This window comes from Ciceribacter sichuanensis, from assembly GCF_024055605.1.
In the GTDB taxonomy this organism is placed as follows: Bacteria; Pseudomonadota; Alphaproteobacteria; order Rhizobiales; family Rhizobiaceae; genus Allorhizobium; species Allorhizobium sichuanense.
Map to the genome: position 1 here is coordinate 415,286 of NZ_JAMXLX010000001.1, position 21,491 is coordinate 436,776.

Annotated in this window: 22 protein-coding genes; 13 read left to right on the plus strand and 9 right to left on the minus strand. The window is 61.4% G+C overall.

Annotation, left to right across the window (positions count from 1 at the left end; all coding sequences use genetic code 11):
* The first annotated feature begins 12 nt into the window (after positions 1-12).
* From NBH21_RS01950 to NBH21_RS01965, 4 genes are all read left to right on the plus strand, one after another.
* Positions 13-987, plus strand: coding sequence for an AraC family transcriptional regulator (locus NBH21_RS01950; protein WP_250912274.1), 975 nt, complete (start codon positions 13-15; stop codon positions 985-987).
* Positions 988-1,138: 151 nt separating this feature from the next.
* Positions 1,139-2,104, plus strand: a complete 966-nt coding sequence (locus NBH21_RS01955; RefSeq protein WP_250912275.1) for a homoserine kinase — start codon at positions 1,139-1,141, stop codon at positions 2,102-2,104.
* Positions 2,101-2,571 (plus strand): ribonuclease HI, encoded by a 471-nt coding sequence (rnhA, locus tag NBH21_RS01960; protein ID WP_099057024.1) that lies wholly within the window; start codon positions 2,101-2,103, stop codon positions 2,569-2,571. Before NBH21_RS01955 ends, rnhA begins: the two co-directional genes overlap by 4 nt.
* 156 nt (positions 2,572-2,727) lie before the next feature.
* A complete protein-coding gene (locus NBH21_RS01965; protein WP_250912276.1) occupies positions 2,728-3,036 on the plus strand; it encodes a Dabb family protein in 309 nt (102 codons plus the stop codon).
* A gap of 94 nt (positions 3,037-3,130) precedes the next feature.
* Here NBH21_RS01965 and cysN read toward each other — a convergent pair whose 3' ends face one another.
* The 3 genes from cysN to NBH21_RS01980 all read right to left on the minus strand — a co-directional run bounded on the left by cysN (position 3,131) and on the right by NBH21_RS01980 (position 6,373).
* Positions 3,131-4,609 carry a sulfate adenylyltransferase subunit CysN gene (gene cysN / locus NBH21_RS01970; RefSeq protein WP_250912277.1) on the minus strand — a complete coding sequence of 493 codons (1,479 nt, stop codon included), beginning with the start codon at positions 4,607-4,609 and terminating at the stop codon, positions 3,131-3,133.
* Position 4,610: 1 nt separating this feature from the next.
* The gene (cysD, locus tag NBH21_RS01975; protein WP_163904059.1) at positions 4,611-5,561 is read right to left on the minus strand and encodes a sulfate adenylyltransferase subunit CysD; all 951 of its coding nucleotides are present in this window, start codon (positions 5,559-5,561) and stop codon (positions 4,611-4,613) included.
* Positions 5,562-5,623: 62 nt separating this feature from the next.
* The gene (locus NBH21_RS01980; RefSeq protein ID WP_250912278.1) at positions 5,624-6,373 is read right to left on the minus strand and encodes a phosphoadenylyl-sulfate reductase; all 750 of its coding nucleotides are present in this window, start codon (positions 6,371-6,373) and stop codon (positions 5,624-5,626) included.
* Positions 6,374-6,703: 330 nt separating this feature from the next.
* On the opposite strand from NBH21_RS01980, the gene NBH21_RS01985 reads away from it, so the two are divergent.
* The 5 genes from NBH21_RS01985 to NBH21_RS02005 all read left to right on the plus strand — a co-directional run bounded on the left by NBH21_RS01985 (position 6,704) and on the right by NBH21_RS02005 (position 11,290).
* A complete protein-coding gene (locus tag NBH21_RS01985; RefSeq protein WP_250912279.1) occupies positions 6,704-7,153 on the plus strand; it encodes an RrF2 family transcriptional regulator in 450 nt (149 codons plus the stop codon).
* Between the two features lie 251 nt (positions 7,154-7,404).
* A complete protein-coding gene (locus tag NBH21_RS01990) occupies positions 7,405-8,427 on the plus strand; it encodes a sulfate ABC transporter substrate-binding protein (RefSeq protein WP_250912280.1) in 1,023 nt (340 codons plus the stop codon).
* A gap of 109 nt (positions 8,428-8,536) precedes the next feature.
* Complete coding sequence (gene cysT, locus NBH21_RS01995) at positions 8,537-9,373, plus strand: sulfate ABC transporter permease subunit CysT (protein ID WP_250912281.1); 837 nt, start codon at positions 8,537-8,539, stop codon at positions 9,371-9,373.
* Positions 9,363-10,235, plus strand: a complete 873-nt coding sequence (gene cysW, locus NBH21_RS02000; RefSeq protein ID WP_250912282.1) for a sulfate ABC transporter permease subunit CysW — start codon at positions 9,363-9,365, stop codon at positions 10,233-10,235. The genes cysT and cysW overlap by 11 nt, the downstream gene beginning before the upstream one ends.
* A gap of 14 nt (positions 10,236-10,249) precedes the next feature.
* Positions 10,250-11,290 (plus strand): sulfate/molybdate ABC transporter ATP-binding protein, encoded by a 1,041-nt coding sequence (locus NBH21_RS02005; protein WP_250912283.1) that lies wholly within the window; start codon positions 10,250-10,252, stop codon positions 11,288-11,290.
* A 159-nt stretch (positions 11,291-11,449) separates the two neighbouring features.
* Here the strand turns inward: NBH21_RS02005 and NBH21_RS02010 are convergent, their stop codons facing one another.
* Both NBH21_RS02010 and betA read right to left on the minus strand, forming a co-directional pair.
* Positions 11,450-11,734, minus strand: coding sequence for a hypothetical protein (locus tag NBH21_RS02010; RefSeq protein ID WP_250912284.1), 285 nt, complete (start codon positions 11,732-11,734; stop codon positions 11,450-11,452).
* 202 nt (positions 11,735-11,936) lie between these two features.
* Positions 11,937-13,589 carry a choline dehydrogenase gene (gene betA / locus NBH21_RS02015; RefSeq protein WP_250912285.1) on the minus strand — a complete coding sequence of 551 codons (1,653 nt, stop codon included), beginning with the start codon at positions 13,587-13,589 and terminating at the stop codon, positions 11,937-11,939.
* A 119-nt stretch (positions 13,590-13,708) separates the two neighbouring features.
* Between betA and NBH21_RS02020 the strand changes: the two genes are divergently transcribed.
* Positions 13,709-13,912, plus strand: a complete 204-nt coding sequence (locus NBH21_RS02020) for a hypothetical protein (protein WP_250912286.1) — start codon at positions 13,709-13,711, stop codon at positions 13,910-13,912.
* A 23-nt stretch (positions 13,913-13,935) separates the two neighbouring features.
* On the opposite strand, the gene betB is transcribed toward NBH21_RS02020, so the two are convergent.
* From betB to betI, 4 genes are all read right to left on the minus strand, one after another.
* Positions 13,936-15,399, minus strand: a complete 1,464-nt coding sequence (gene betB, locus NBH21_RS02025; protein WP_250912287.1) for a betaine-aldehyde dehydrogenase — start codon at positions 15,397-15,399, stop codon at positions 13,936-13,938.
* Positions 15,396-16,040: a glutathione S-transferase family protein gene (locus NBH21_RS02030; protein ID WP_250912288.1), complete on the minus strand. Its 645-nt coding sequence runs from the start codon at positions 16,038-16,040 to the stop codon at positions 15,396-15,398. Before NBH21_RS02030 ends, betB begins: the two co-directional genes overlap by 4 nt.
* Positions 16,041-16,042: 2 nt before the next feature.
* Positions 16,043-17,563: a choline-sulfatase gene (betC, locus tag NBH21_RS02035; protein WP_342451978.1), complete on the minus strand. Its 1,521-nt coding sequence runs from the start codon at positions 17,561-17,563 to the stop codon at positions 16,043-16,045.
* Positions 17,564-17,639: 76 nt separating this feature from the next.
* Positions 17,640-18,236, minus strand: coding sequence for a transcriptional regulator BetI (gene betI, locus NBH21_RS02040; protein WP_250912289.1), 597 nt, complete (start codon positions 18,234-18,236; stop codon positions 17,640-17,642).
* A gap of 192 nt (positions 18,237-18,428) precedes the next feature.
* On the opposite strand from betI, the gene NBH21_RS02045 reads away from it, so the two are divergent.
* The 3 genes from NBH21_RS02045 (at position 18,429) to NBH21_RS02055 (ending at position 21,456) form a co-directional block, all read left to right on the plus strand.
* Positions 18,429-18,977, plus strand: coding sequence for an HdeD family acid-resistance protein (locus tag NBH21_RS02045; protein WP_250912290.1), 549 nt, complete (start codon positions 18,429-18,431; stop codon positions 18,975-18,977).
* A gap of 149 nt (positions 18,978-19,126) precedes the next feature.
* Complete coding sequence (locus NBH21_RS02050; protein WP_250912291.1) at positions 19,127-20,935, plus strand: bifunctional diguanylate cyclase/phosphodiesterase; 1,809 nt, start codon at positions 19,127-19,129, stop codon at positions 20,933-20,935.
* A gap of 131 nt (positions 20,936-21,066) precedes the next feature.
* A complete protein-coding gene (locus NBH21_RS02055; protein ID WP_250912292.1) occupies positions 21,067-21,456 on the plus strand; it encodes a hypothetical protein in 390 nt (129 codons plus the stop codon).
* Positions 21,457-21,491: the final 35 nt, after the last annotated feature.

Consider the following 21,491-nt stretch of genomic DNA (forward strand, 5'->3'; position numbering starts at 1 on the left):
CGAGATATGTGCATGGACCCACTGTCAAACGTGTTGTCGTTGCTGAAACCGAAAAACTATCTGTCGGCGGGTTTCGAGGCAGCGGCCCCTTGGGCGATCCAGTTTCCCGACCAGCAGGAAGGCATAAAATGCGTCGCGGTCATTTCCGGCGAATGCTGGCTCTCGGTGGAGGGAATAGCGGATGGTGTTTGGCTTAAACCCGGCGATTTTGCGCTCCTTCCGAGCGGCCGGCCCTTCCTGATGGCAAGCGGCAGGGAGGTGAAGCCGGTCCCGGCCTCCGAGATCTTTGATCCCTCGCGGCCCGGGCGCGTGACGCGTCTCAATGACGGGGACGCCTTCTCTTCCGTCAGCAGCCGTTTCGGGCTCGAAAGCCAACATGCCGGCCTTCTGTTGAAGGCCCTGCCACCCATCGTGGTTATCAGGGATGAGAATGGTGAGGCGGGATTGCGCTGGTCTGTCGAGCGGATGATGCAGGAGATGCGGGAGCCGCAACCCGGTGGCTTTCTGGTGCTCCAGCATCTCGCCCATATGCTTCTGGTGCAGGCGCTGCGCCTGCATCTGGCAGATGGAGCAGGCTCGGTCGGCGCTGGCTGGCTGCTCGCCCTGTCGGACAGGCAGTTGAGCAGAGCGATGAGCGCGATCCACGATGAGCCCGGTCAGCGCTGGACGCTCGAGGCGCTGGCCCTCGTCGCCGGCATGTCGCGCTCGAGCTTTGCCGAACGGTTCCGGCAGGTCGTCGGCATGGCGCCGATAGACTATCTGGCGCGCTGGCGCATGCTGCTTGCCTGCGACCGGCTGGAGAACACGGATCAACCCGTCTCCGTCATCGCGCCCGCTCTGGGTTACGAATCCGAAGCCGCCTTCAGCACGGCCTTCAAGCGGATCATCGGCTGTTCGCCACGCCGCTATGCCCGCGACTTGGATCCCGATGCGACGCTTGTGAAAGAGCGGGATGCCATGGTGACAGGGCTTTCTCTGGCGCTGTGACGGCGCGCTCCGTTCTCTCCTGCCCCCGAAACCTGTGCCTCGTGTCGTTCCGGGACTGGCACTCGCCCATCCCCCTGTGTATGCGTTGGCGTATCATTTATTCGGCGGCGCATGGTCCGCGGCATGTGTTCAGGACGTTCGGGAACAAAACGTGGCAGTCTATACCGATATCACCGAAACCGACCTCAAGGATTTCCTCGCCCAGTATGAGACGGGCGAGCTTTTGTCCTACAAGGGCATTGCCGAGGGCGTGGAGAATTCCAACTTCCTGCTGCACACTTCGAAGGGACCGCTGATCCTGACGCTTTATGAAAAGCGCGTGGAGAAGAACGATCTGCCCTTCTTCCTCGGCCTGATGCATCATCTCGCCGATCGCGGGCTGTCCTGCCCGCTGCCTCTGCCGCGCAAGGATGGTGCTCTTTTAGGGGAGCTCTCCGGCCGTCCGGCGGCGCTTATTTCCTTCCTCGAAGGCATGTGGCTCAGGAAGCCGGAGGCGAAGCATTGCCGTGAAGTCGGCAAGGCGCTCGCCCAGATGCATGTTGCGGGCGATGGCTTCACCTTGAAGCGCCCCAACGCGCTGTCGCTCGAAGGCTGGAAGACACTGTGGGCGAAGTCGAAGGACCGCGCCGACGAGGTGGAGAAGGGGCTGGAAGGCGAGATCGGCGGCGAGATCGCCTTCCTTGCCGAAAACTGGCCGAAGGACCTGCCGGAAGGCGTCATCCATGCCGACCTTTTCCCCGACAACGTGTTCTTCCTGGAAGACGAGTTGTCCGGCCTGATCGACTTCTATTTCGCCTGCAACGATTTCCTCGTCTACGACCTGTCGATCTGCATCAACGCCTGGTGCTTCGAAAAGGATGGCGCCTATAACGTCACCAAGGGCATGGCGATGATTGAGGGCTATCAGTCGGTGCGCCCGCTGTCCGATGCCGAGGCAGCAGCGCTGCCGATTCTCGCGCGCGGCTCTGCCCTGCGCTTCTTCCTCACCCGTCTCTACGACTGGCTGACGACGCCGGCTGGCGCGCTGGTGGTCAAGAAGGACCCGCTCGAATATCTGCACAAGCTGCGCTTCCACCAGAAGATCGCATCCGCGGCCGAATACGGAATGACCCGATGAAACACGTCGAAATTTTCACCGATGGCGCCTGCTCGGGCAATCCCGGCCCTGGCGGCTGGGGCGCGATCCTGCGCTATGGCGAGGTGGAAAAGGAACTGTTCGGAGGCGAAGCCGAGACAACCAACAACCGCATGGAACTGCTGGCGGCAATCTCGGCGCTGAACGCCCTCAAAACCCCGTGCGAGATCGATCTGCACACCGACAGCAAGTATGTCATGGACGGCATTTCCAAGTGGATCTTCGGCTGGAAAAAGAACGGCTGGAAAACTGCCGACAAGAAGCCGGTGAAGAATGGCGAGCTCTGGCAGACGCTCGACGCCGCCAACCAGCGCCACAAGGTCAAGTGGCACTGGGTCAAGGGCCACGCCGGCCACCCGGAAAACGAGCGCGCCGACGAGCTTGCCCGTAAGGGCATGGAACCCTTCAAGAAACCCAATCTCGGCAAGGCGCTCCTGCAGGGGAAATAGGCGGCCTGCTTTGAGCGTTGGAAAATGCGGATTTCCTGCGCGAACGGGGACCGAGTGGGTACGCTCCCCCGGAACGAAACGCTGCGTCGCATTCGTACCTTGCCAACCGGTTCATTCTCCCTATCCTGCCGGCAATCACAAGGAAGGGAGACATCCATGATTCAGCACAGCGTGTTCCTGCGTTTCAAGGCCGCCACGCAGGCCGCCGAGAAGCAGGCGATCTACGACGCCATCGTTGCGCTGAAGGAGGTCGTGCCGGGTATGATCGATGTGAAATACGGCCCGAATGTCTCGCCGGAAGGACTGAACGGTGGCTATCTCGACGGTTTCGTCGTGACTTTCGAGGATGAGACTGTCCGAGACTACTATCTCCACCATCCCGACCATGTCGTAACCGGCGAGCGTATCGTCAGAGCCACCGACGGCGGCCTGTCCGGTGTTCTGGTCTTCGATATGGTGGTGTGAGGCGCGGCTCGCTTTTGCCCTGAAAGGGCTTCTTGCAAACGAAAACGGCGGGCAGCTCTCGCTACCCGCCGCGTATCTCGAAAAACCGGAATGCTTACCCTTCCAGTCCGTCGAACAGGTCGCGGGCCGCGGCATTGGTGACGCGGCGGGTTTCCACCTCGTCGCGGCGGCTGGCGAGCAGTTCGGTCGCCATCAGCTGTTCGGCAAGATCGGCCGGCAGCGACAGGATGACCCGGCCGTCATTGGCGTTCAGCGCGCCGAGGTCGGAACGCTTCGCCGTCACCATGCCGCCGGCCACCGTGTTGTTGGTGTCCGGATCGATCAGGATGAAAGCGCCGGTCGCCCGGTTCTGTTCATAAGGATCGAAGATCGCGGTTTCGTCGAAGGACAGATGCACCTTGCCGATGGCGTTCATCGGCAGCGCCTCGGCGTGATTCCACTTGCCCGACTTCAGGTCGAGCTGGGAGACCGGCTGCACCACAACACGCTGGCGGCGCGAACCGCTCTTCAGCCAGTAACGCTTGCCCGGCTGGATGCCGTCCGGCTGCAGCGCCACGATCTGCGCGTCGAAGGCAAGGCCCGTCTGCGGCTGGCTGTCGAGCGAGACGATCATGTCGCCGCGCGAGACGTCGACCTGCCGGTCGAGCACCAGTGTGATGGCGTCGCCCGCGACGGCTGCATTGCGCACGAGGTCGAAGGTGACGATCTGCTTGACGTTGGCGATCTGGCCCGACGGCAGGATGGCGACGCCATCGCCCGGCTTCACCGCGCCGCCGGCAACCGTGCCCTGATAGCCGCGGAAGCTTTCGCCCGGGCGGCTGACGCGCTGCACCGGAAGGCGGAAGCCGGTGGTCTGGGCCGAACGCAGCGTGGCGAGTTCCAGCGCCTCGACCAGCGTCGGACCGTCATACCAGGGCATGACGGCGTCGCCCGAATAGACGACGTTTTCGCCCTTCAGCGCCGACATCGGGATGGCCGTGACCTGGCGCACGCCGAGCGAAAGGGCGAGCGTGCGGAATTCGTTTGAGATCGCCTCGAAGCCGGCGCGGTCGTAATTGGTCAGGTCGATCTTGTTGACCGCCAGGACGAACTGCTTGATCCCCATCAGCGAGGCGATGGTGGCGTGGCGGCGGGTCTGTTCCAGAAGGCCGGCGCGCGCATCGACCAGCAGCACGGCGAGATCAGCGGTCGAGGCGCCGGTTGCCATGTTGCGGGTATACTGCTCGTGGCCGGGCGTGTCGGCGACGATGAAGGAGCGCTTCTCCGAGGAGAAATAGCGATAGGCGACATCGATGGTGATGCCCTGTTCGCGTTCGGCCTGCAGGCCGTCGAGCAACAGCGCGAAGTCGGGCAGGCCGAGATCGTTCTGCTTGCCGGAGGATTCCCGGCGCAGCGTCGCGGCCTGGTCTTCCTTGACCGCCTTGGTGTCCCACAGGAGACGGCCGATCAGCGTCGACTTGCCGTCGTCAACCGAGCCGCAGGTAATGAGCCTCAGCGGACGCGAATCGCGGGTGACGGGAGCCGGCTGTGCCTCGGGAATTGCCGTGGCGAGTACGGTTACGCTTGCGGTCATCTCAGAAATATCCTTCGCGTTTCTTCTTCTCCATCGAACCCGACTGGTCGCGGTCGATGGCCCGGCCCTGACGCTCGGACACGGTTGCGATTTCAAGCTCGGCGATCACGTCTTCCAGCGTCGTTGCATGTGATCGGATGGCGCCGGTGAGCGGGAAGCAGCCGAGTGTGCGGAAGCGGATCATGCCTTCCTGCTTCACTTCGCCGGGCAGGAGCTCCAGGCGCGGATCCTCGGCGAGGATCATCATGCCGTCGCGCTCCACATAGGGGCGCTTGGCGGCGTAGTAGAGCGGCACCAGCGGAATGTCTTCGGCCTGGATGTAACGCCAGATGTCGACCTCGGTCCAGTTGGACAGCGGGAAGGCGCGAACGCTTTCGCCCTTGCGGATCATGCCGTTGTAGATGTTCCACAATTCGGGACGCTGGTTACGCGGGTCCCAGCGGTGGTCGGGCGTGCGGAAGGAGTAGATGCGCTCCTTGGCGCGGCTTGCCTCCTCGTCGCGACGCGCGCCGCCGAAGGCCGCGTCATACTGGCCGGCGTCGAGCGCCTGGCGCAGAGCCTCGGTCTTCATGATATCGGTGTAGAGAGCCGAACCATGGCTGAAGGGTGTGACGTTCTCGGTCGCGCCGCGCGGATTGGTGTGCACGATGAGGTCCAGATCGTAGCGCTCCACCATCTCGTCGCGAAACGCGATCATTTCCTTGAACTTCCAACCAGTGTCGATATGCAGCAGCGGGAAGGGCACGCGGCCCGGATAGAAGGCCTTGCGCGCCAGATGCAGGAGGACGGAACTGTCCTTGCCGATCGAATAGAGCATGACCGGCTTGTCGAACTCGGCGGCCACTTCCCGGAAGATGTGGATGGCCTCGTTTTCCAGCGCCTTCAGATGCGGATCGAGCGGCGGCTTGGCCGGTATATCCTTGGAATGCGGATCGAACTCGGAATGGTGCATTGTACTGTCCTGTTGATCCGGACGGCCGGATCCGTTCTCTGTTGCCCTTGTGGCTTGTTGGGTCAGGCGATGGTGGATGCTATCGGCGTTGCCGCCGCTTCGGGCACGTGCAGGCCGCATTCGCGCTTTTCGTCGTTCTCCCACCACCAGCGACCCGCGCGTTCCGGCTCGCCCGGCTTGATCGCCCGTGTGCAGGGCTCGCAGCCGATGGAAGGATAGCCGCGCTTGTGCAGCGGATTGGTCGGAACCGCCTGAGCCTCGACATAGGCGTCGATATCCTCGATCGACCAGTCGGCCAGAGGGTTGACCTTGATGAGGTTGCGTTCCGCATCATATTCGGCAAACGGCGTGGTGGCGCGGTTGCCGGATTGTGCGCGGCGAAGACCCGTGATCCAGATGGTGGCGCCGGCCAGTGCCTTGCCGAGCGGCACCAGCTTGCGCACATGACAGCAGGCGTGGCGGGCTTCGACGCTTTCGTAGAAGCCGTTCAGGCCATACTTCGCCGCATAGGCGTCGATATCGTCCTGCTCGGGCCGGAACTTTGCGATGGTGATGCCGAAGCGTTCTTCGGTTTCGGCGATAAGGTCGACCGTTTCCTTGAACAGCCGGCCGGTCTCCAGCGTAGCGACATCGATCGGCAGCCCCGCAAGCCCGATGGCTGCGGTGATGACCTGGTCCTCGATTCCGAGGCTGGTGGTGAAGACGGCACGACCGCCGAGTGCCGACACGAGGCGCAGGCGCTCCGTGAGATCGGCTTTGGCAAGGGTAGCATCCAGGGATGCGATGGCTTCGGGGGAATTTTGAATGCTCATAATTCTCTTCCTGCTGATGGTCGGATTATTCCGTATTTCGCAGGGCGCGAACAGGAATTGCCTTTCAAGCAGACGAAGATGAAGAGCAAATATCTCTCCCCACGCGAATAAAGACGGGAATTCGTCCCGGTTTTGTCGCGTGGCGGTTTTTCGTGCCGGACATGGAGGCCCAGTCGGGACAAGCTATAACGCAGTATCTCTACCAAATCAATAGACTTAATCGCAGAGGTGTCGTTTCCTGTCCGCCCGAGGCAGGGATTTGAAAAACCGTCCGAATTCCGCTATCCCGGCGAGACGCGGATGCGTGTCCGCGTCGAGTGGTGATTTCAGATGATTTCCCAAAAGGCGAAATATGCGCTCCGGGCGCTGACCGTGCTGGCCCGGGCCGAGGCCGACGATCCCGTGCAGATTTCCGATATCGCCGACCGCCAGAAGATCCCGAAGAAGTTTCTCGAGCAGATCCTTCTCGATCTCAAGCGGGCAGGGTTCGTCGAAAGCCGTCGTGGAAAGCAGGGTGGCTACCTTCTGCTGCGTCCCGCGTCCGAGATCACCTATGGCGAAGTGCTGCGCCTGATCGACGGGCCGATTGCGCCCTTGCCCTGTCTTTCGCTCACCGCCTATCGCCGCTGCGAGGATTGCGACGGCGAGAACGACTGTGAGATCCGGCACGTCTTCGCCCGTGTCGCGGATGAGACCCGTGCCGTGCTGTTCTCCACGACATTTGCCGATACGCTCGGCGAGCATGCGCCGGTTCCGGCCGCCCTCGAGCGGGCGAATTGATCGCTAAAATAAAGCTGCGGCGCAAAAAACTGTCATTGATGACCGTTTGGGTGCAATTTTGCGAAAGCGGTTTTTCTGCGAATGGCCGGTTTGGCGAACGATTTGCTCCGCCGGAAATGCGCATTTTGGGCCATCATTTTCCGGCTGATGCAGCGTGGAGGTACTGTTTTGCTATTTTTCCGGCTGCGTTGACTAACACGACCTGACCGGTAGAGTTTACGGCAGGGACAACGAGGAAAGGAACGAGTGCCATGAACAGCTTTCTGAAACAGGTAAGCGGCCTTCTGGTCGGGCTCTCTCTGAGCGCAAGCGCTGCCACCATGGCTTACGCGGACACGACGCTCCTCAATGTGTCGTATGACCCGACGCGCGAGTTCTACAAGGAATACAACGCCGCCTTCGCCAAGCACTGGAAGGCTGAAACGGGCGAAACCGTCACCATCCAGCAATCCCACGGCGGTTCCGGCAAGCAGGCCCGCTCCGTCATCGACGGTCTTGACGCCGATGTGGTAACACTGGCGCTGGAAGGCGATATCGACGCCATCGCCAAGGCGACGAACAAGATTCCGGCGGATTGGCGCAAGCGCCTGCCCAACAACTCATCTCCTTACACCTCCACCATCGTCTTCCTGGTCCGCAAGGGCAATCCGAAGGGCATCCACGACTGGGGTGACCTCGTAAAGGGCGACGTGCAGATAGTTACGCCGAACCCGAAGACATCGGGCGGCGCCCGCTGGAACTATCTGGCCGCCTGGGCATGGGCCAACAAGGAGTTCAACGGCGACGAGACCAAGATCAAGGAATATATCGCCGATCTCTACAAGCGCGCTCCGGTTCTCGATACCGGCGCCCGCGGCTCGACGGTCACGTTCGCTCAGCGCGAAATCGGCGACGTGCTGATCGCCTGGGAAAACGAGGCCTATCTCGCCGGCGCTGAATTCGGCGAGGACAGCTTCGACATCGTTGTGCCGAAGCTCTCGATCCTCGCGGAGCCGCCGGTCACCGTCGTAGACGGCAATGCTGACGCCAAGGGCACCCGCAAGGTTGCCGACGCCTATCTCGAATACCTCTACTCGGCCGAAGGCCAGACGATCGCCGCCAAGCACTTCTACCGTCCGTCCAAGCCGGAACTCGTTCCCGCCGACCAGCTGAAGCTGCCGAAGCTGGAACTCGTCACCATCGATGATCCGATCTTCGGCGGTTGGGCCAAGGCGCAGCCGACCCACTTCGGCGATGGCGGCATCTTCGACCAGATCTACAAGCCCGCCAGGTAAATTGGCGATCCTCCCGAACGGCAGGCCCCGATCTTGAACGGTCGGGGCTTGTCGCATGAAGATTTGCAGGCATGATGAAAAGCGCGATGACGCGATGACGGGAACATTCATGAAAAACTGGCGACAGCCGAGCATTCTGCCGGGCTTCGGCCTGACGCTCGGTTATACCATCTTCTACCTCACGGTGATCATCCTGATCCCGCTTGCGGCCCTGATCTGGCGCTCCGCCGAACTGGGCTGGCAGGAGTTCATTTCCATAGCTCTCGATGAACGCACGCTCCGGTCGCTGGAGGTCAGCTTTGGTTCGGCCTTGATTGCCGCCGGCATCAACGTGGTGTTCGGCGTGGTCACCGCCTGGGTTCTGGTGCGCTACCGGTTTCCGGGCCGCCGCCTGCTCGATGCGGTGATCGATCTGCCCTTCGCGCTGCCGACCGCGGTCGCCGGCATTTCGCTTGCCGCGCTCTATGCGCCGAAGGGCTGGATCGGTCAGCTGTTCGCGCCGCTTGGCATCAAGATCGCGTTCACGCCGGCCGGCATCGTGGTCGCCCTGATCTTCGTCGGCCTTCCCTTCATCGTGCGCACAGTGCAGCCGGTGATGGAGGAGCTTGACCGGGAAGTCGAGGAAGCCGCCGCCACTCTTGGGGCCAGCCGTTTCCAGACGCTGTTCTATGTCGTGCTGCCGGCGCTGGTTCCTGCGATCCTGACCGGTTTCGCGCTGGCCTTCGCCCGCGCCGTCGGGGAATACGGATCGGTCATCTTCATTGCCGGCAATATTCCCTATGTCTCGGAGATCGCGCCGCTCTTGATCGTCATCCGCCTTGAGGAGTTCCATTATGCCGGCGCCACCTCGATCGCCTCGATCATGCTGCTGATCTCGTTCGCCATGCTGCTCTTGATCAATCTTCTGCAGATGTGGAGCCGCAGGAGGTACAGCAATGTCCGATAAAGCTCATGCCTCCCGTCCCAGCTTCCACGAAGCCGCAACCGAAACGCCGGTCTGGCGCTGGGTGTTGACCGCCATCGCTGTCGCCTTCATGCTGCTGGTCGTCGTGCTGCCGCTGGTCATCGTCTTCGTCGAGGCCTTCCGCAAGGGCGCCGAGGAGTTTTTCGCCTCGCTCGCCGAGCCGGATGCCGTCTCGGCCATCCGCCTGACGCTGACCGTCGCCGCCATTGCCGTGCCGCTCAATCTCGTCTTCGGCATCGCCGCTGCGTGGTCGATCGCCAAGTTCGAATTCCGCGGCAAGACCTTCCTGATCACCCTGATCGACCTGCCGTTCTCGATCTCGCCAGTCATTTCCGGTCTGGTCTACGTGCTGCTGTTCGGCGCACAGGGCTTTCTCGGCCCTTGGCTGAAAAGCTACGGCATCGAGATCATCTTCGCCGTGCCGGGTATCGTGCTTGCGACCGTTTTCGTGACCTTCCCCTTCATCGCCCGCGAACTCATCCCGCTGATGCAGGAACAGGGCTCCGGCGACGAGGAGGCGGCCCTTTCGCTCGGCGCTTCCGGCTGGCAGACCTTCTGGTATGTGACGCTGCCCAATATCAAATGGGGCCTGCTCTATGGCGTGCTGCTCTGCAATGCCCGCGCCATGGGCGAGTTCGGCGCCGTTTCCGTCGTATCGGGCCATGTCCGCGGCCTGACGGAAACCATGCCGCTGCACATCGAGGTTCTCTACAACGAATATAACTTCGTCGCGGCCTTCGCCGTCTCGACGCTTCTCGCCCTCCTTGCCCTCGTCACGCTGGCGCTCAAGACCATTCTCGAGCTGCACTACGGTGACGAAATCGCGGCAAGCCGGAAACACTGAAAGGTCTCTCCCCAATGGATGTAACCATCAAGAATATCCGCAAGGAGTTTGGCCAGTTCCCGGCTTTGCACGACATTTCGCTGTCGATCCGCTCCGGCGAACTCATCGCGCTGCTCGGCCCTTCCGGCTCGGGCAAGACCACCCTTTTGCGCCTGATCGCCGGCCTTGACCGGCCGACCGCCGGCCAGATCTTCTTCGGCCAGAACGACGCCTCGGAAAAGTCGGTGCAGGAACGCCATATCGGCTTCGTCTTCCAGCATTACGCGCTGTTCCGCCACATGACGGTTGCCGACAACATCGCCTTCGGCCTCAAGGTCCGCCCGAAGGCGACCCGTCCGCCGGCCGCCGAAATCCGCAAGCGCGTGTCCGACCTGCTCGACATGGTGCATCTGACCGGCCTTGAGAAGCGCTATCCATCCCAGCTTTCAGGCGGTCAGCGCCAGCGTGTGGCGCTTGCCCGCGCCATGGCCATCGAGCCGACGGTGCTGCTGCTCGACGAGCCCTTCGGCGCGCTTGACGCTAAGGTCCGCAAGGAGCTTCGCCGCTGGCTGCGGGAGTTCCACGACCGCACTGGCCACACCACCTTCTTCGTCACTCATGACCAGGAAGAGGCTCTCGAACTCGCCGACCGCGTGGTGGTGATGAGCCAGGGCAAGATAGAGCAGGTCGGCTCGGCGGACGACGTCTACGACACGCCGAACTCGCCCTTCGTCTTTTCCTTCATCGGCGAATCTTCCCATATCCCGGTGACCGTGCGCGACAATACCGTCCTGTTCCAGGGCGAACCGATCAGCATCACCGAGCAGGGCGCCGATAGCGCCGGCGAGCTCTTCTTTCGTCCGCAGGATGTGGAGATCACCAGCGACAAGGCCTCGCTCTACGGCAAGGTCACCGCATGTCGCCGTCTCGCCGGAACCCGCATTGCCGAAATCGACATCGCCAATGAGGGCCACGAACCCTACCATCTCGAAATCGAGGTGCCGTTGGATGCGCCCGTTGCCGTCGGTGCCGAAATCCGCTTCCGCCCGACGCGGTGGAAACTGTTTCGGAAGTAAGGTGCAGCTCTCGGCACGCCAAATTAAAAAGGCCGGTCCCGGACCGGCCCCTTTACCAGACGTGGAGACCGGGCAGGCAAGGGCATCAAAACCCTCTGCTCGGCCGGCTCCCGCTTTAATCGAAGTTTCGCGTCAAGTCGCCGAGACCTGATTCAGGCCTCACGCCGCCTTGCGGCTCAGTACGCGGAAGGACACTGCGGCAGCGGCAATTCCGAACATTGCCCATGTGAGCGGTAGCATGTCGGCTTTTTCGCTGCGGATAGGCAGGACGGCTACGGTGCCGGGTGAACTCTCGAAGCCGATCTTGCCCTGCGCCTTGGCTTCGGCGATCTGCTCTGGCGATACCACCCATTCGGCGTTCGTCATCTTGTCCTTCATCATGGCTCCGCCTGCTACGGCAAGACCGATCAGAAGGGAAATGAGGATACGCTTTGTCGTGTTCATTCGTTTTCTCTCTAATATCGACCCTTTCGGTATCTGGACCAAACGCCAAGGTTTTTCAATGCCATGGCTGTCCGGCGCATCAATCTGGGAGAGAACGCGCGCTCATAGTATCCTTGGCAGGCATGCTTCATCGCAGCGGTTACCACGAAGTAATTCGGCAGCAGGAAAATGCCGTCACCCATCGATGACGGCTTTTGTCGTTCTATCGGTCGCTCGTCTCCCAGCGTGGGTTGATCCACGGCTCCTGATTGGAGCGGGGCAGGGGCTGCTTGCCGAGGATATGGTCGGAGGCCTTTTCGCCGGTCATGATCGACGGGCCGTTGAGGTTGCCGTAGGTGATATCAGGGAAGATGGACGAATCCGCGACGCGCAGGCCTTCGATGCCGATCACGCGGCATTCCGGGTCGACCACAGCCATCGGATCGTCCTTCGAACCCATCTTGCAGGTGCCGCAGGGATGATAGGCGCTTTCCAGATGCTCGCGCAGGAATTCGTCAATCTGCTCATCCGTCTGCACGTGCTCTCCCGGCTGGATTTCCGAGCCGCGATAAGGATCGAACGCCTTTTGCCCGAAGATTTCGCGGGTGAGCCGCACGCAGTGGCGGAACTTCACCCAGTCCTCCTCGGTGCTCATGTAGTTGAAGCGGATCACCGGATCGGCCATCGGGTCGGAGGACCGCAGCGTCACGCTGCCGCGCGACTTCGAGTGGTTGTAGCCGACATGCACCTGGAAACCATGGCTGTCCGCCGCCGCCTTGCCGTCATAGGAGATGGCGACCGGCAGGAAGTGATACTGGATGTCGGGCTGCTTGACGCCCGGTGCAGACCGCACGAAGGCACAGCTTTCGAACTGGTTGGAAGCGCCGAGACCGGTACCGGAAAACAGCCATTGCGCGCCGGCGACCCCCTGCCAGAACCACGGCAGCCACGAATAGAGCGAGACCGGCTTGGTCGCGACCTGCTGGAAATAGAATTCCATGTGGTCCATCAGGTTGGCGCCGACGCCGGGGCGGTCGAGCTTCACCTCGATGCCCATTTCGTTCAGATGCGCGGCCGGTCCGATGCCGGAGAGCAGCAGCAGCTTCGGCGAGTTGAACGACGAGGCGGCGACGATCACCTCGCGGTTCGCCTTGACCACCTCGATCTTGCCGTTGCGCTCGATTTCCACGCCGACCGCGCGACCGTTCTCGATGACCACCTTGCGGGCGAAACAGCGCACCAGTTCGACATTCGGCCGCTTCAGCGCGGGCTTCAGATAGGCATTGGCGGCGGACCAGCGGCGCGACTTCCAGATGGTCTGCTCCATCAGGCCGAAGCCTTCCTGCTTCTCGCCGTTATAGTCTTCCGTGGTCTCGAAACCCGCCTGCTTGCCAGCCTCGACGAAGGCCTTGAACAGCGGGTTCTTTACCGGTCCTCGCTGCACATGCAGCGGCCCGTCGGTGCCGCGCCAGCCGTCCTGCCCGCCATGGGAGCTTTCCATGCGCTTGAAGTAGGGCAGCACGTCGGCATAGCCCCAACCCTTTGCGCCGGCCTCTTCCCAGCGGGTATAGTCTTCCGCGGACCCGCGCACATAGACCATGCCGTTGATCGAGGACGAACCGCCGATCACCTTGCCGCGCGGCGCGGTGATGCGCCGGTTGTTGAGGTTCGGCTCGGGCTCGGAGAGATAGCCCCAGTTGTAACGCTTCATGCTCATCGGCCATGCCAGCGCCGCCGGCATCTGGATGAACGGCCCGACGTCCGACCCGCCATATTCCAGCACCATGACGGTATGCTTGCCGTCTTCGGACAGCCGATACGCCATGGCCGAACCCGCCGAGCCGGAACCGATGATGATGTAGTCTGCTTGGTTCATGATCGTCTTCCAAGAATTCGATGCTGGATTATTTTGGTGGCTCCGTTCTTTCAGCTCAACCTTTGCTCAGTAGATTTGAGTTTGTTCTGAACAATGTCTGACGACAGAGAGGCTTGAAGATGAAAAAACTTGAGATCGGTTCTAAGGTGCGCCTTGTAGAAGGGATAACTCTTTGGGGAGCAAACCCAAGACTACATGGCCTTAAGGGTGAAGTTATTGAGAATTCCTCACCTGACGGAGTTGAACGCGTTACCGTCAAATTCGAGGACGGTTCAATTCCGTTCCAGATGATATATGCTGACCTTTTCATTCGCATCGGATGAGAAACTATTAGGTCGAGGCGCTCTCAATACGGCGCTTCGCACTTGCCCATGCCGACATAGACGGTCTTCAGTTCGGAATAGTGCTCGATTGCTGCCAGCGAGTTCTCGCGGCCGAAGCCGGACTGCTTGGAGCCGCCGAACGGGATTTCGACCGGGCAGAGATTGTAGGTGTTGATCCACAGCGTCCCGGCCTCGAGTTCGTCGACCACCCGGTGGGCGCGGGAAAGATCGGCGGTGAACACGCCGCCGGCGAGGCCGAATTCGCTGGAATTGGCGCGTTCCAGCACTTCCGCTTCATCGGTGAAATCGAGCACGCACATCACCGGCCCGAAGATTTCCTCGCGTGCGATGGTCATGTCGTCGGTCACGTCGGCGAATACGGTCGGCTGGACGAAATAGCCCTCGCCGGAGACGTTGTTCGGAATGCCACCGCCGGTGATGAGCGTCGCGCCCTCGGCCTTGCCCTTCTCGATATAGCCGAGAACCTTCTCGCGCTGCGCCCAGGAAACCATCGGCCCCATCTGGGTGTCTTCCTTCTGCGGATCGCCGATCAGGATCGCCTCGGTGCGTTCCTTCAGGCGGGCGAGGAACTTTTCCTTGATAGCCTTCTGCACGAAGACGCGGGTGCCGTTCGAGCAGACCTGTCCGGTCGAATAGAAGTTGCCGAGCATGGCGCCGGAAATCGCGCTTTCAACATCGGCGTCGTCAAACACGATCAGCGGCGACTTGCCGCCGAGTTCCATCGTCACATGCTTCAGCCCGCCGGCGGCCGCCGCCGCCACCTTGCGGCCGGTCGGAACCGAACCGGTCAGCGAAACCTTGGCGACATCGGGATGGTTGACGAGCAGCGGGCCGGTCTCCCGGTCGCCCTGGATGACGTTGTAGACGCCCTTCGGCAGGCCGGCCTCGATCAGGATTTCGGCGATCTTCAGCGCGCCGAGCGGCGTCGTTTCCGAAGGCTTGAAGACCATGGCGTTGCCGGCGACGAGGGCGGGCGCGCCCTTCCAGCAGGCAATCTGCTGCGGATAGTTCCATGCGCCGATGCCGACGCAGACCCCGAGCGGCACGCGCTTGGTATAGGCCCAGTCGCCGCCGAGCGGAATGTGCGAACCGTTCATCGCGGCGGGTGCGACACCGCCGAAGAATTCGAAGGCGTCCGCGCCCGAGGTCGGGTCGGCCACGATGGTTTCCTGGATCGGCTTGCCGGTGTCGAGCGTTTCAAGCTCGGAAAGCTCGCGGTTGCGTTCACGGATGATCTCGGCGGCGCGCTTGAGGATGCGGCCGCGCGCCATCGGGCTCATTGCCGCCCATTCCTTCTGCGCGCGCTTGGCGGACGCGATCGCCTTCTCGACGATGGCGGGCGTTGCCGCATGCAGCTTGGCGATCACTTCGCCGGTCGCCGGATAGATGCTCTCGATGACGGCGCCGTCGGTATCCTCGACATATTCGCCGTCGATGAAATGGGAGGCGGGGGGCTGGGCTTTCATTCTTTAACTCTCACTTCGTCAAAATTGACCATCACGTGCTCTCGATAGGCGTGGCGCTCGCAAAGCCGGGCGTAATAGGCTTTCAGCTTGGGCAGGTCGGCGCGCTCGATGTCGAGATCATAGTAGCGATAGAGCAACTGGCCGAACATGATGTCGGCAACGGTCAGGTCGTTGCCTGCAAGGAAGTCGTGCTTGCCGAACTGTGCCTCGGCGATGGCGAGCCGTTTCATGAGCAGCGCGACCGCCTCGGCAATCGACTGCGGGTTGCGCTTCGCGGAGGGCGTGCGGATGAGCGGCACGAAGATGCGATCGAGAAACAGCGCCCCGACGGTCACCTTCGACCATTCCGCCCATTTGTCGACCTGTGCGCGCGCCGATAGGTCTTCGGGCCAGAACGGGCCGGTGCCGTATCTGCTGGCCAGATAACGAACGATGGCGGCGCTTTCGAAAAGCGGCTCGTCATCGCCGTCCTTGAGCACGGGCACAAGACCATTGGGGTTCATGGCCAGAAATTCGGGCGTGTCGTTTACGCCATAGGTGAAACCAGCGTCGATCCGCCGACACTCGAGGCCGAGTTCTGCGATCGTCCACATCACCGCCTGCAGATTTATCGATGTTCTCCGGCCCCAGACCGTCAGCATGGTCACTCTCCGCGCGGATAGCGTTTGGATTCCTCGAGATTGTCGAGGTTCATGTGGTTGCGCATGTAGCGCTCGGACGCCTTCTGCAAAGGCTGGTAATCCCAGGGGAAGTAGGCACCGTTTCTGAGCGCTTCGTAGACCACCCAGCGCCGCGCCTGGCTCTCGCGCACGGCGGCGTCGAATTCGGCCATGTTCCAGCGGGCCTCGCGCCTGGCCCGGAAGCTGGCGAGAACTTCGGCATAGGCCGGATCGGCGGCGAGGTTCGTAAGCTCCAGCGGATCGGCCTCCAGATCGAAGAGCTGTTCCGGATCGAGTTCGCAATGGACGTATTTCCATTTGCCCTCGCGAATGCCGACGAGCGGCGCGTAGGAGGCCTCCGCCGCATATTCCATCAGCACGGGGGCGGTGCGCTCAATACCGTCGATCATGCCCTTGAGGCTGATGCCATCGGTCCACGGCATGATCGCATCGATGGAAATGCCGGCGAGATCGCACAGCGTCGGCGTCACGTCGAGGTTCGAGGTCGGTGCGACATGCAGGCCGGGCGTCACGCCGGGGCCGGCGATCATCAGCGGCACGCGGGCGGACCCCTCGAAGAAGTTCATCTTGAACCACAGCCCCCGCTCGCCCAGCATGTCGCCATGGTCGGAGCAGAAAAAGATCAGCGTGTCGTCGAGCTGGCGCGTGCGGGCCATAGTGTCGATCAGCTCGCCCACCTTGTCGTCGAGATAGCTGATATTGGCGAAATAGGCCCGCCGCGAGCGGCTAACGTTCTCGTCGGTGATGTCGAAGCTCGCATAGTCGCAGGATTTCAGGATGCGCTCGGAATGCGGGTCCTGTTTTGCCAGCATGCCGATTTCCGGCATCAGATATTCGCAGTCCTCATAGAGGTCCCAGTATTTGCGGCGGGCGACATAGGGGTCGTGCGGATGGGTGAAGGAAACGGTGAGACACCAGGGGCGGCGGTCGCTGTCGTCGTTTTCGCGGGAAAGCTGGTAGATCTTCTGGTTCGCGAGGAAGGCGACCTCATCGTCATATTCCATCTGGTTGGTGATCTCGGCCACACCGGCGCCCGTCACCGATCCCATGTTGTGATACCACCAGTCGATGCGCTCGCCGGGCTTGCGGTAATCCGGGGTCCAGCCGAAATCGGCCGGATAGATGTCGGTCGTCAGCCGGTCCTCGAAGCCGTGCAGCTGGTCCGGCCCGACGAAATGCATCTTGCCGGATAGCGCGGTGTAATAGCCGGCGCGGCGCAGATGATGGGCAAAGGTCGGGATGGAGGAGACATACTCGGCGGCGTTGTCGTAGACGCGCGTGCGCGACGGCAGCTGTCCCGCCATGAAGGAGGCGCGGGCAGGGGCGCAGAGCGGCGACGATGTATAGTTGTTGCGGAACCGCGCGGAACGGGCGGCCAATGCCTTGAGATGCGGCGCATGCAGGAAGTCCGCCGGCCCATCGGGAAAGAACTTCCCGTTGAGCTGGTCGACCATAATGATCAGAATGTTCGGCTTTTGCGTCACTGGCTTCGTTCCCCGGTATTTCTTGTCTGGTGCTGTGTGGCGGCACCGCCCTCCGCGTCGGTCCGATGAGGTGTCGTCATGAAATGCCGCCTCGCGATACCGCCAGCTGCCCCTCGATATAGTCTTCGACGAGCGCCACCGACGCTTCGATGCTGACAGGTGCCGACCTCAGACTTTGCCGGATATAGAGCCCGTCGATCATCGCGGCTGCGCCCTCTGCGATGCGGCTTGCGTCACGGGCTGAAGCAAGCGGCCTCAGCGCCGAAACGAGATTGGAGTTGAGGCGTCGGGCATAGACCTCCAGGAGCCGGCGGACCTCTTCCGAGCGCTGTGCCTCGACGTAGAAGGCAAGCCATGCCGCGACCGTTTCGTCGGCGAACTGGTCGGCGTGGAAGCTCACCCGGATGACGGACGAAAGCCGCTCGCGCGGCGTCCGCGCCTGCCGCAGTGCGGTGACGGCATCCGTCCGCAACTGGCGCAGCAACGCCCGCACGGTCTCGATCAGCAACTGTTCCTTGGAGCCGAAATAATGATGCGCCAGCGCCGGCGAAACGCCCGCCTGCCGGGCGATCTCCGACATGGTGACGGAAAGCGAGCCATGATGACCGATGGCGCGCAGCGCTGCATCGACCAGCGCCTTGCGGCGCACCGGCTCCATTCCGATTTTCGGCATGCAAGATCCTTCCGGAATACCCGTCGTAATGCTGTCAGTTTATTTTTGATTGACTCATCAATCAATAAAAAATGCGCCACGATCCGGCCTGTCACCGTCGCTTTCGGGCGCTATCTTTTATCTCCTATTGTCACGAGAGTTTGAAAGCGCGATGGTAGGCAATTAGATCAATTGATTAAAGGAGATGCCGTGATGCTTGACGAAACAAGGCCTGTCCGTTTTTCCGAATTGCGTGCCAAGTGGGGCTGGCTGGTGGCGCTGGGCGTCATCATGCTGATCTTTGGCGGCATCGCGCTTGCCAACCTTTTTCTCGCCACCGTTGTCTCGGTCTATTATGTCGGCGCGCTGATGCTTGTCGCGGGAGTGCTGCATGTGGCTCACGCCTTCCAGGTGCGCGGCTGGGAAAGCGTGCTGTTCTGGGCCTTGAGCGGGCTTCTGTATCTGATGGCAGGCCTCCTGACCTTCGCCAACCCGTTGCTGGCCTCGGCCATCCTGACCCTGCTCATCGGTGCTGCGCTGCTGTTTGCCGGCCTCGTTCGCCTCTGGGTCGGCTTCAAGCTCAAGGGCGCGGAAGGCTGGGGCTGGATCGTGCTGAGCGGCGTGGTCACCATGCTGGCCGGCATCATCATCGCCATCGGCTGGCCGGTCAACAGCTTGTGGATACTCGGCCTTTTCCTTGCGATCGACCTCATCATGCAAGGCTGGTCGCTGGTTGCGCTCGGTCTTGCGCTGAAACGCTGAAACCCTCCGCCGCCGGTGCTCCCGATGCCTCCGGCGGCTTGAACATTGTCATGAAAGTTTCATGAAGCATTCACGTACGGGAAAGGTTTTCTTGACGAAGTGCAGGCCACATTGACGCCATAAAAATTAACAGTTTTGGAGAAAGAGAAATGGTTCCGGGCGCAGTGGTGGAGGCCGGCGTTTTGCGCCGCTTCGCCAATGACCAGTTGCTGGCGCTTGCCAAACTGGTCATCGAGAATGCCTTTCAACCCATTGTCGAAGTCGGTACCGGCGCAGTTTTCGGATACGAATCCCTGATGCGCGGTCACGAGCGGATCGGCTTCGAGAGCCCGCTCGATATTCTCGACCAGGCGGCGGAAAGCCACCAGCTTCTCGCGCTTGAGCAAATGGTCGCCAGCCGGGCGCTGGCGAAGTTCGCCACGCTTCCCGATTTTTCCACCACCACGCTTTTTCTCAATCTCGACGTTCGCCTGATTCCCGATGGTGACAGGCTGGTCGACAGCATTCTGGAACATCTGAGGAAGGCGAATATTCCGCCGTCCTCCGTCTGCTTCGAGTTGTCCGAGCGTTTCGACAACACTTCCGTGCCGGAATTCTCCGGTCTGGTGGCGCGGCTCAGGAAGTCCGGCTTCAAGCTGGCGATCGACGATTTCGGGGTCGGCCATGGCGAGATGAAGCTGCTTTGCGATTTCCCGGTCGACTACGTGAAGATAGACCGGCACTTCGTCGCCAGCATGGACAGCAATCCGCGCAAGCGGCATCTGGTGAAGAACATCGTCAACTTCTGCCATGTCCTCGGCGTCCGGGTGATCGCTGAAGGCATCGAGACGGAAGCGGAATTCATCGCCTGCCGGGAATTCGGCGTCGATCTGGTGCAGGGCTGGTTCATCGCCCGGCCCACCACGCTGCTCAACGAGCTGAAGCCCGCCTTTCCCCATCTGCAGGACATCGGCAAGGTTCGCCGCTCCACCCAGTCGCTTGACGAGGTGCTGATCCGCAAGCAGATCGAGCGTTTGCCGACGGTGTTCGAACACGAGAGCATCGACAGCGTCTTCGATCTTTTCCGCCGCAATCCGCGCCAGTCTTTCTTTCCGGTGCTGAACGCCAACGGCGAGCCGCGCGGCATCATCAACGAGTTCCATCTCAAGGAATACATCTACCAGCCCTTCGGCCGCGACCTCCTGAAGAACAAGGTCTATGAGCGCTCCATCTCCCATTTCGTCGACCGCGCCCCGATCGTCGGTCTCGATGCCGATGCCGAGCGCCTGATGACGATCTTCGCCAACATGGACGGCAGCGACTGCGTGATCCTCACCGAGAACATGCGTTATGCCGGCGTCGTCTCAGCCGCCTCGCTGATCCGCATCATCAACGAAAAGCAGTTGAAGACGGCGCAGGACCAGAACCCGCTGACCGGTCTGCCAGGCAATCGCGCCATCCGCGATTTCATGCAGGACAGCGGCCGCGACGGCGATGAGGACCGTCATTTCTGCTATTGCGACTTCGACAATTTCAAGCCGTTCAACGATCACTACGGCTTCCAGATGGGCGACCACGCCATCAGCCTGTTCTCGGCGCTCCTGCGCCGCTATTTCTTCTCCGAGGGAGATTTCCTCGGCCATGTCGGCGGCGACGATTTCTTCATCGGTGTGCGTGACTGGAGCCGCGAGGAACTGTCCGAGATCCTCGACCGGCTGCTCTCCGATTTCCACGACGATGTGGTCGAACTCTATTCCGAAGACGACCGCGGCGCGGGGCGCATCCGCGGCTGCGACCGCCACGGCCGCGAGCGGGATTTCCCGCTGATGCGCTGCTCGATCGGCGTGCTGGAACTGCCGAAGGGATTCGTGATCGACGACATGAACCGGGTGGGTGCGGAGATCGCCGAACTCAAGAAACTGGCCAAGGAAAGCGATGCGGGCCTTGCGGTCAGGGCTTTCGGCACGGTGGGGGAATAGGGCTCTCCCGGACAAGGGAGAAGTTTAGCTTGTGATCGATGTCTAATGTATATTGTTGATTGTATTTCCGCTTGATGCGCCTTCCGGGAATGCGTAACTCTGTATTCATGTACAATTGAATGGATATATTGATGTTGAAACGTATTCTTTCGGTTCTTGGTCTGGTTTTGCTTGCCGGTTGCCAGAGCAGTGCCCCGCAGTCCGTTGCAGATTCCCAGGTTCCTCCGTCTCCCGCCGTGCGCAAGGCCGTTGTCAAGGCATTCGAAGCCGGGGCTTTCAGTGCCCGTAACATCTTTGATCCGAAGATCTCGAGTGTGGTGCTTCTCGATCCAAAGACGAAGACCTACGCCTTCTGCCTTCGCGGCAGTTCCCAGCGAGGGGTAGAAATCCCCAAAATCCTCGGTGTCTCCTTCAGGGACGGCCGCATCCTCGGCGCAAGCAAGACCGACTTCCGCTGCCGCGACAAGCGGCTTCGCTACTATCCGTTCCCTGAGCTCTACGCCTACAATTCTCAGGACTGAACCATCGGCGGCATAGAGCAATTCCAGCAAAAGTG

Coding starts and splice junctions, on each gene's coding strand:
- NBH21_RS02055 (WP_250912292.1), top strand. CDS start 21,067: ATGTTGAAACGTATTCTTTCGGTTCTTGGTCTGGTTTTGCTTGCCGGT.
- NBH21_RS01965 (WP_250912276.1), top strand. CDS start 2,728: ATGATTCAGCACAGCGTGTTCCTGCGTTTCAAGGCCGCCACGCAGGCC.
- rnhA (WP_099057024.1), top strand. CDS start 2,101: ATGAAACACGTCGAAATTTTCACCGATGGCGCCTGCTCGGGCAATCCC.
- cysT (WP_250912281.1), top strand. CDS start 8,537: ATGAAAAACTGGCGACAGCCGAGCATTCTGCCGGGCTTCGGCCTGACG.
- NBH21_RS02005 (WP_250912283.1), top strand. CDS start 10,250: ATGGATGTAACCATCAAGAATATCCGCAAGGAGTTTGGCCAGTTCCCG.
- NBH21_RS02010 (WP_250912284.1), bottom strand. CDS start 11,734: ATGAACACGACAAAGCGTATCCTCATTTCCCTTCTGATCGGTCTTGCC.
- NBH21_RS02020 (WP_250912286.1), top strand. CDS start 13,709: ATGAAAAAACTTGAGATCGGTTCTAAGGTGCGCCTTGTAGAAGGGATA.
- cysN (WP_250912277.1), bottom strand. CDS start 4,609: ATGACCGCAAGCGTAACCGTACTCGCCACGGCAATTCCCGAGGCACAG.
- betA (WP_250912285.1), bottom strand. CDS start 13,589: ATGAACCAAGCAGACTACATCATCATCGGTTCCGGCTCGGCGGGTTCG.
- betI (WP_250912289.1), bottom strand. CDS start 18,236: ATGCCGAAAATCGGAATGGAGCCGGTGCGCCGCAAGGCGCTGGTCGAT.
- NBH21_RS02050 (WP_250912291.1), top strand. CDS start 19,127: ATGGTTCCGGGCGCAGTGGTGGAGGCCGGCGTTTTGCGCCGCTTCGCC.
- NBH21_RS02045 (WP_250912290.1), top strand. CDS start 18,429: ATGCTTGACGAAACAAGGCCTGTCCGTTTTTCCGAATTGCGTGCCAAG.
- NBH21_RS01950 (WP_250912274.1), top strand. CDS start 13: ATGGACCCACTGTCAAACGTGTTGTCGTTGCTGAAACCGAAAAACTAT.
- NBH21_RS01990 (WP_250912280.1), top strand. CDS start 7,405: ATGAACAGCTTTCTGAAACAGGTAAGCGGCCTTCTGGTCGGGCTCTCT.
- cysD (WP_163904059.1), bottom strand. CDS start 5,561: ATGCACCATTCCGAGTTCGATCCGCATTCCAAGGATATACCGGCCAAG.
- cysW (WP_250912282.1), top strand. CDS start 9,363: ATGTCCGATAAAGCTCATGCCTCCCGTCCCAGCTTCCACGAAGCCGCA.
- NBH21_RS01985 (WP_250912279.1), top strand. CDS start 6,704: ATGATTTCCCAAAAGGCGAAATATGCGCTCCGGGCGCTGACCGTGCTG.
- NBH21_RS01980 (WP_250912278.1), bottom strand. CDS start 6,373: ATGAGCATTCAAAATTCCCCCGAAGCCATCGCATCCCTGGATGCTACC.
- NBH21_RS02030 (WP_250912288.1), bottom strand. CDS start 16,040: ATGCTGACGGTCTGGGGCCGGAGAACATCGATAAATCTGCAGGCGGTG.
- betB (WP_250912287.1), bottom strand. CDS start 15,399: ATGAAAGCCCAGCCCCCCGCCTCCCATTTCATCGACGGCGAATATGTC.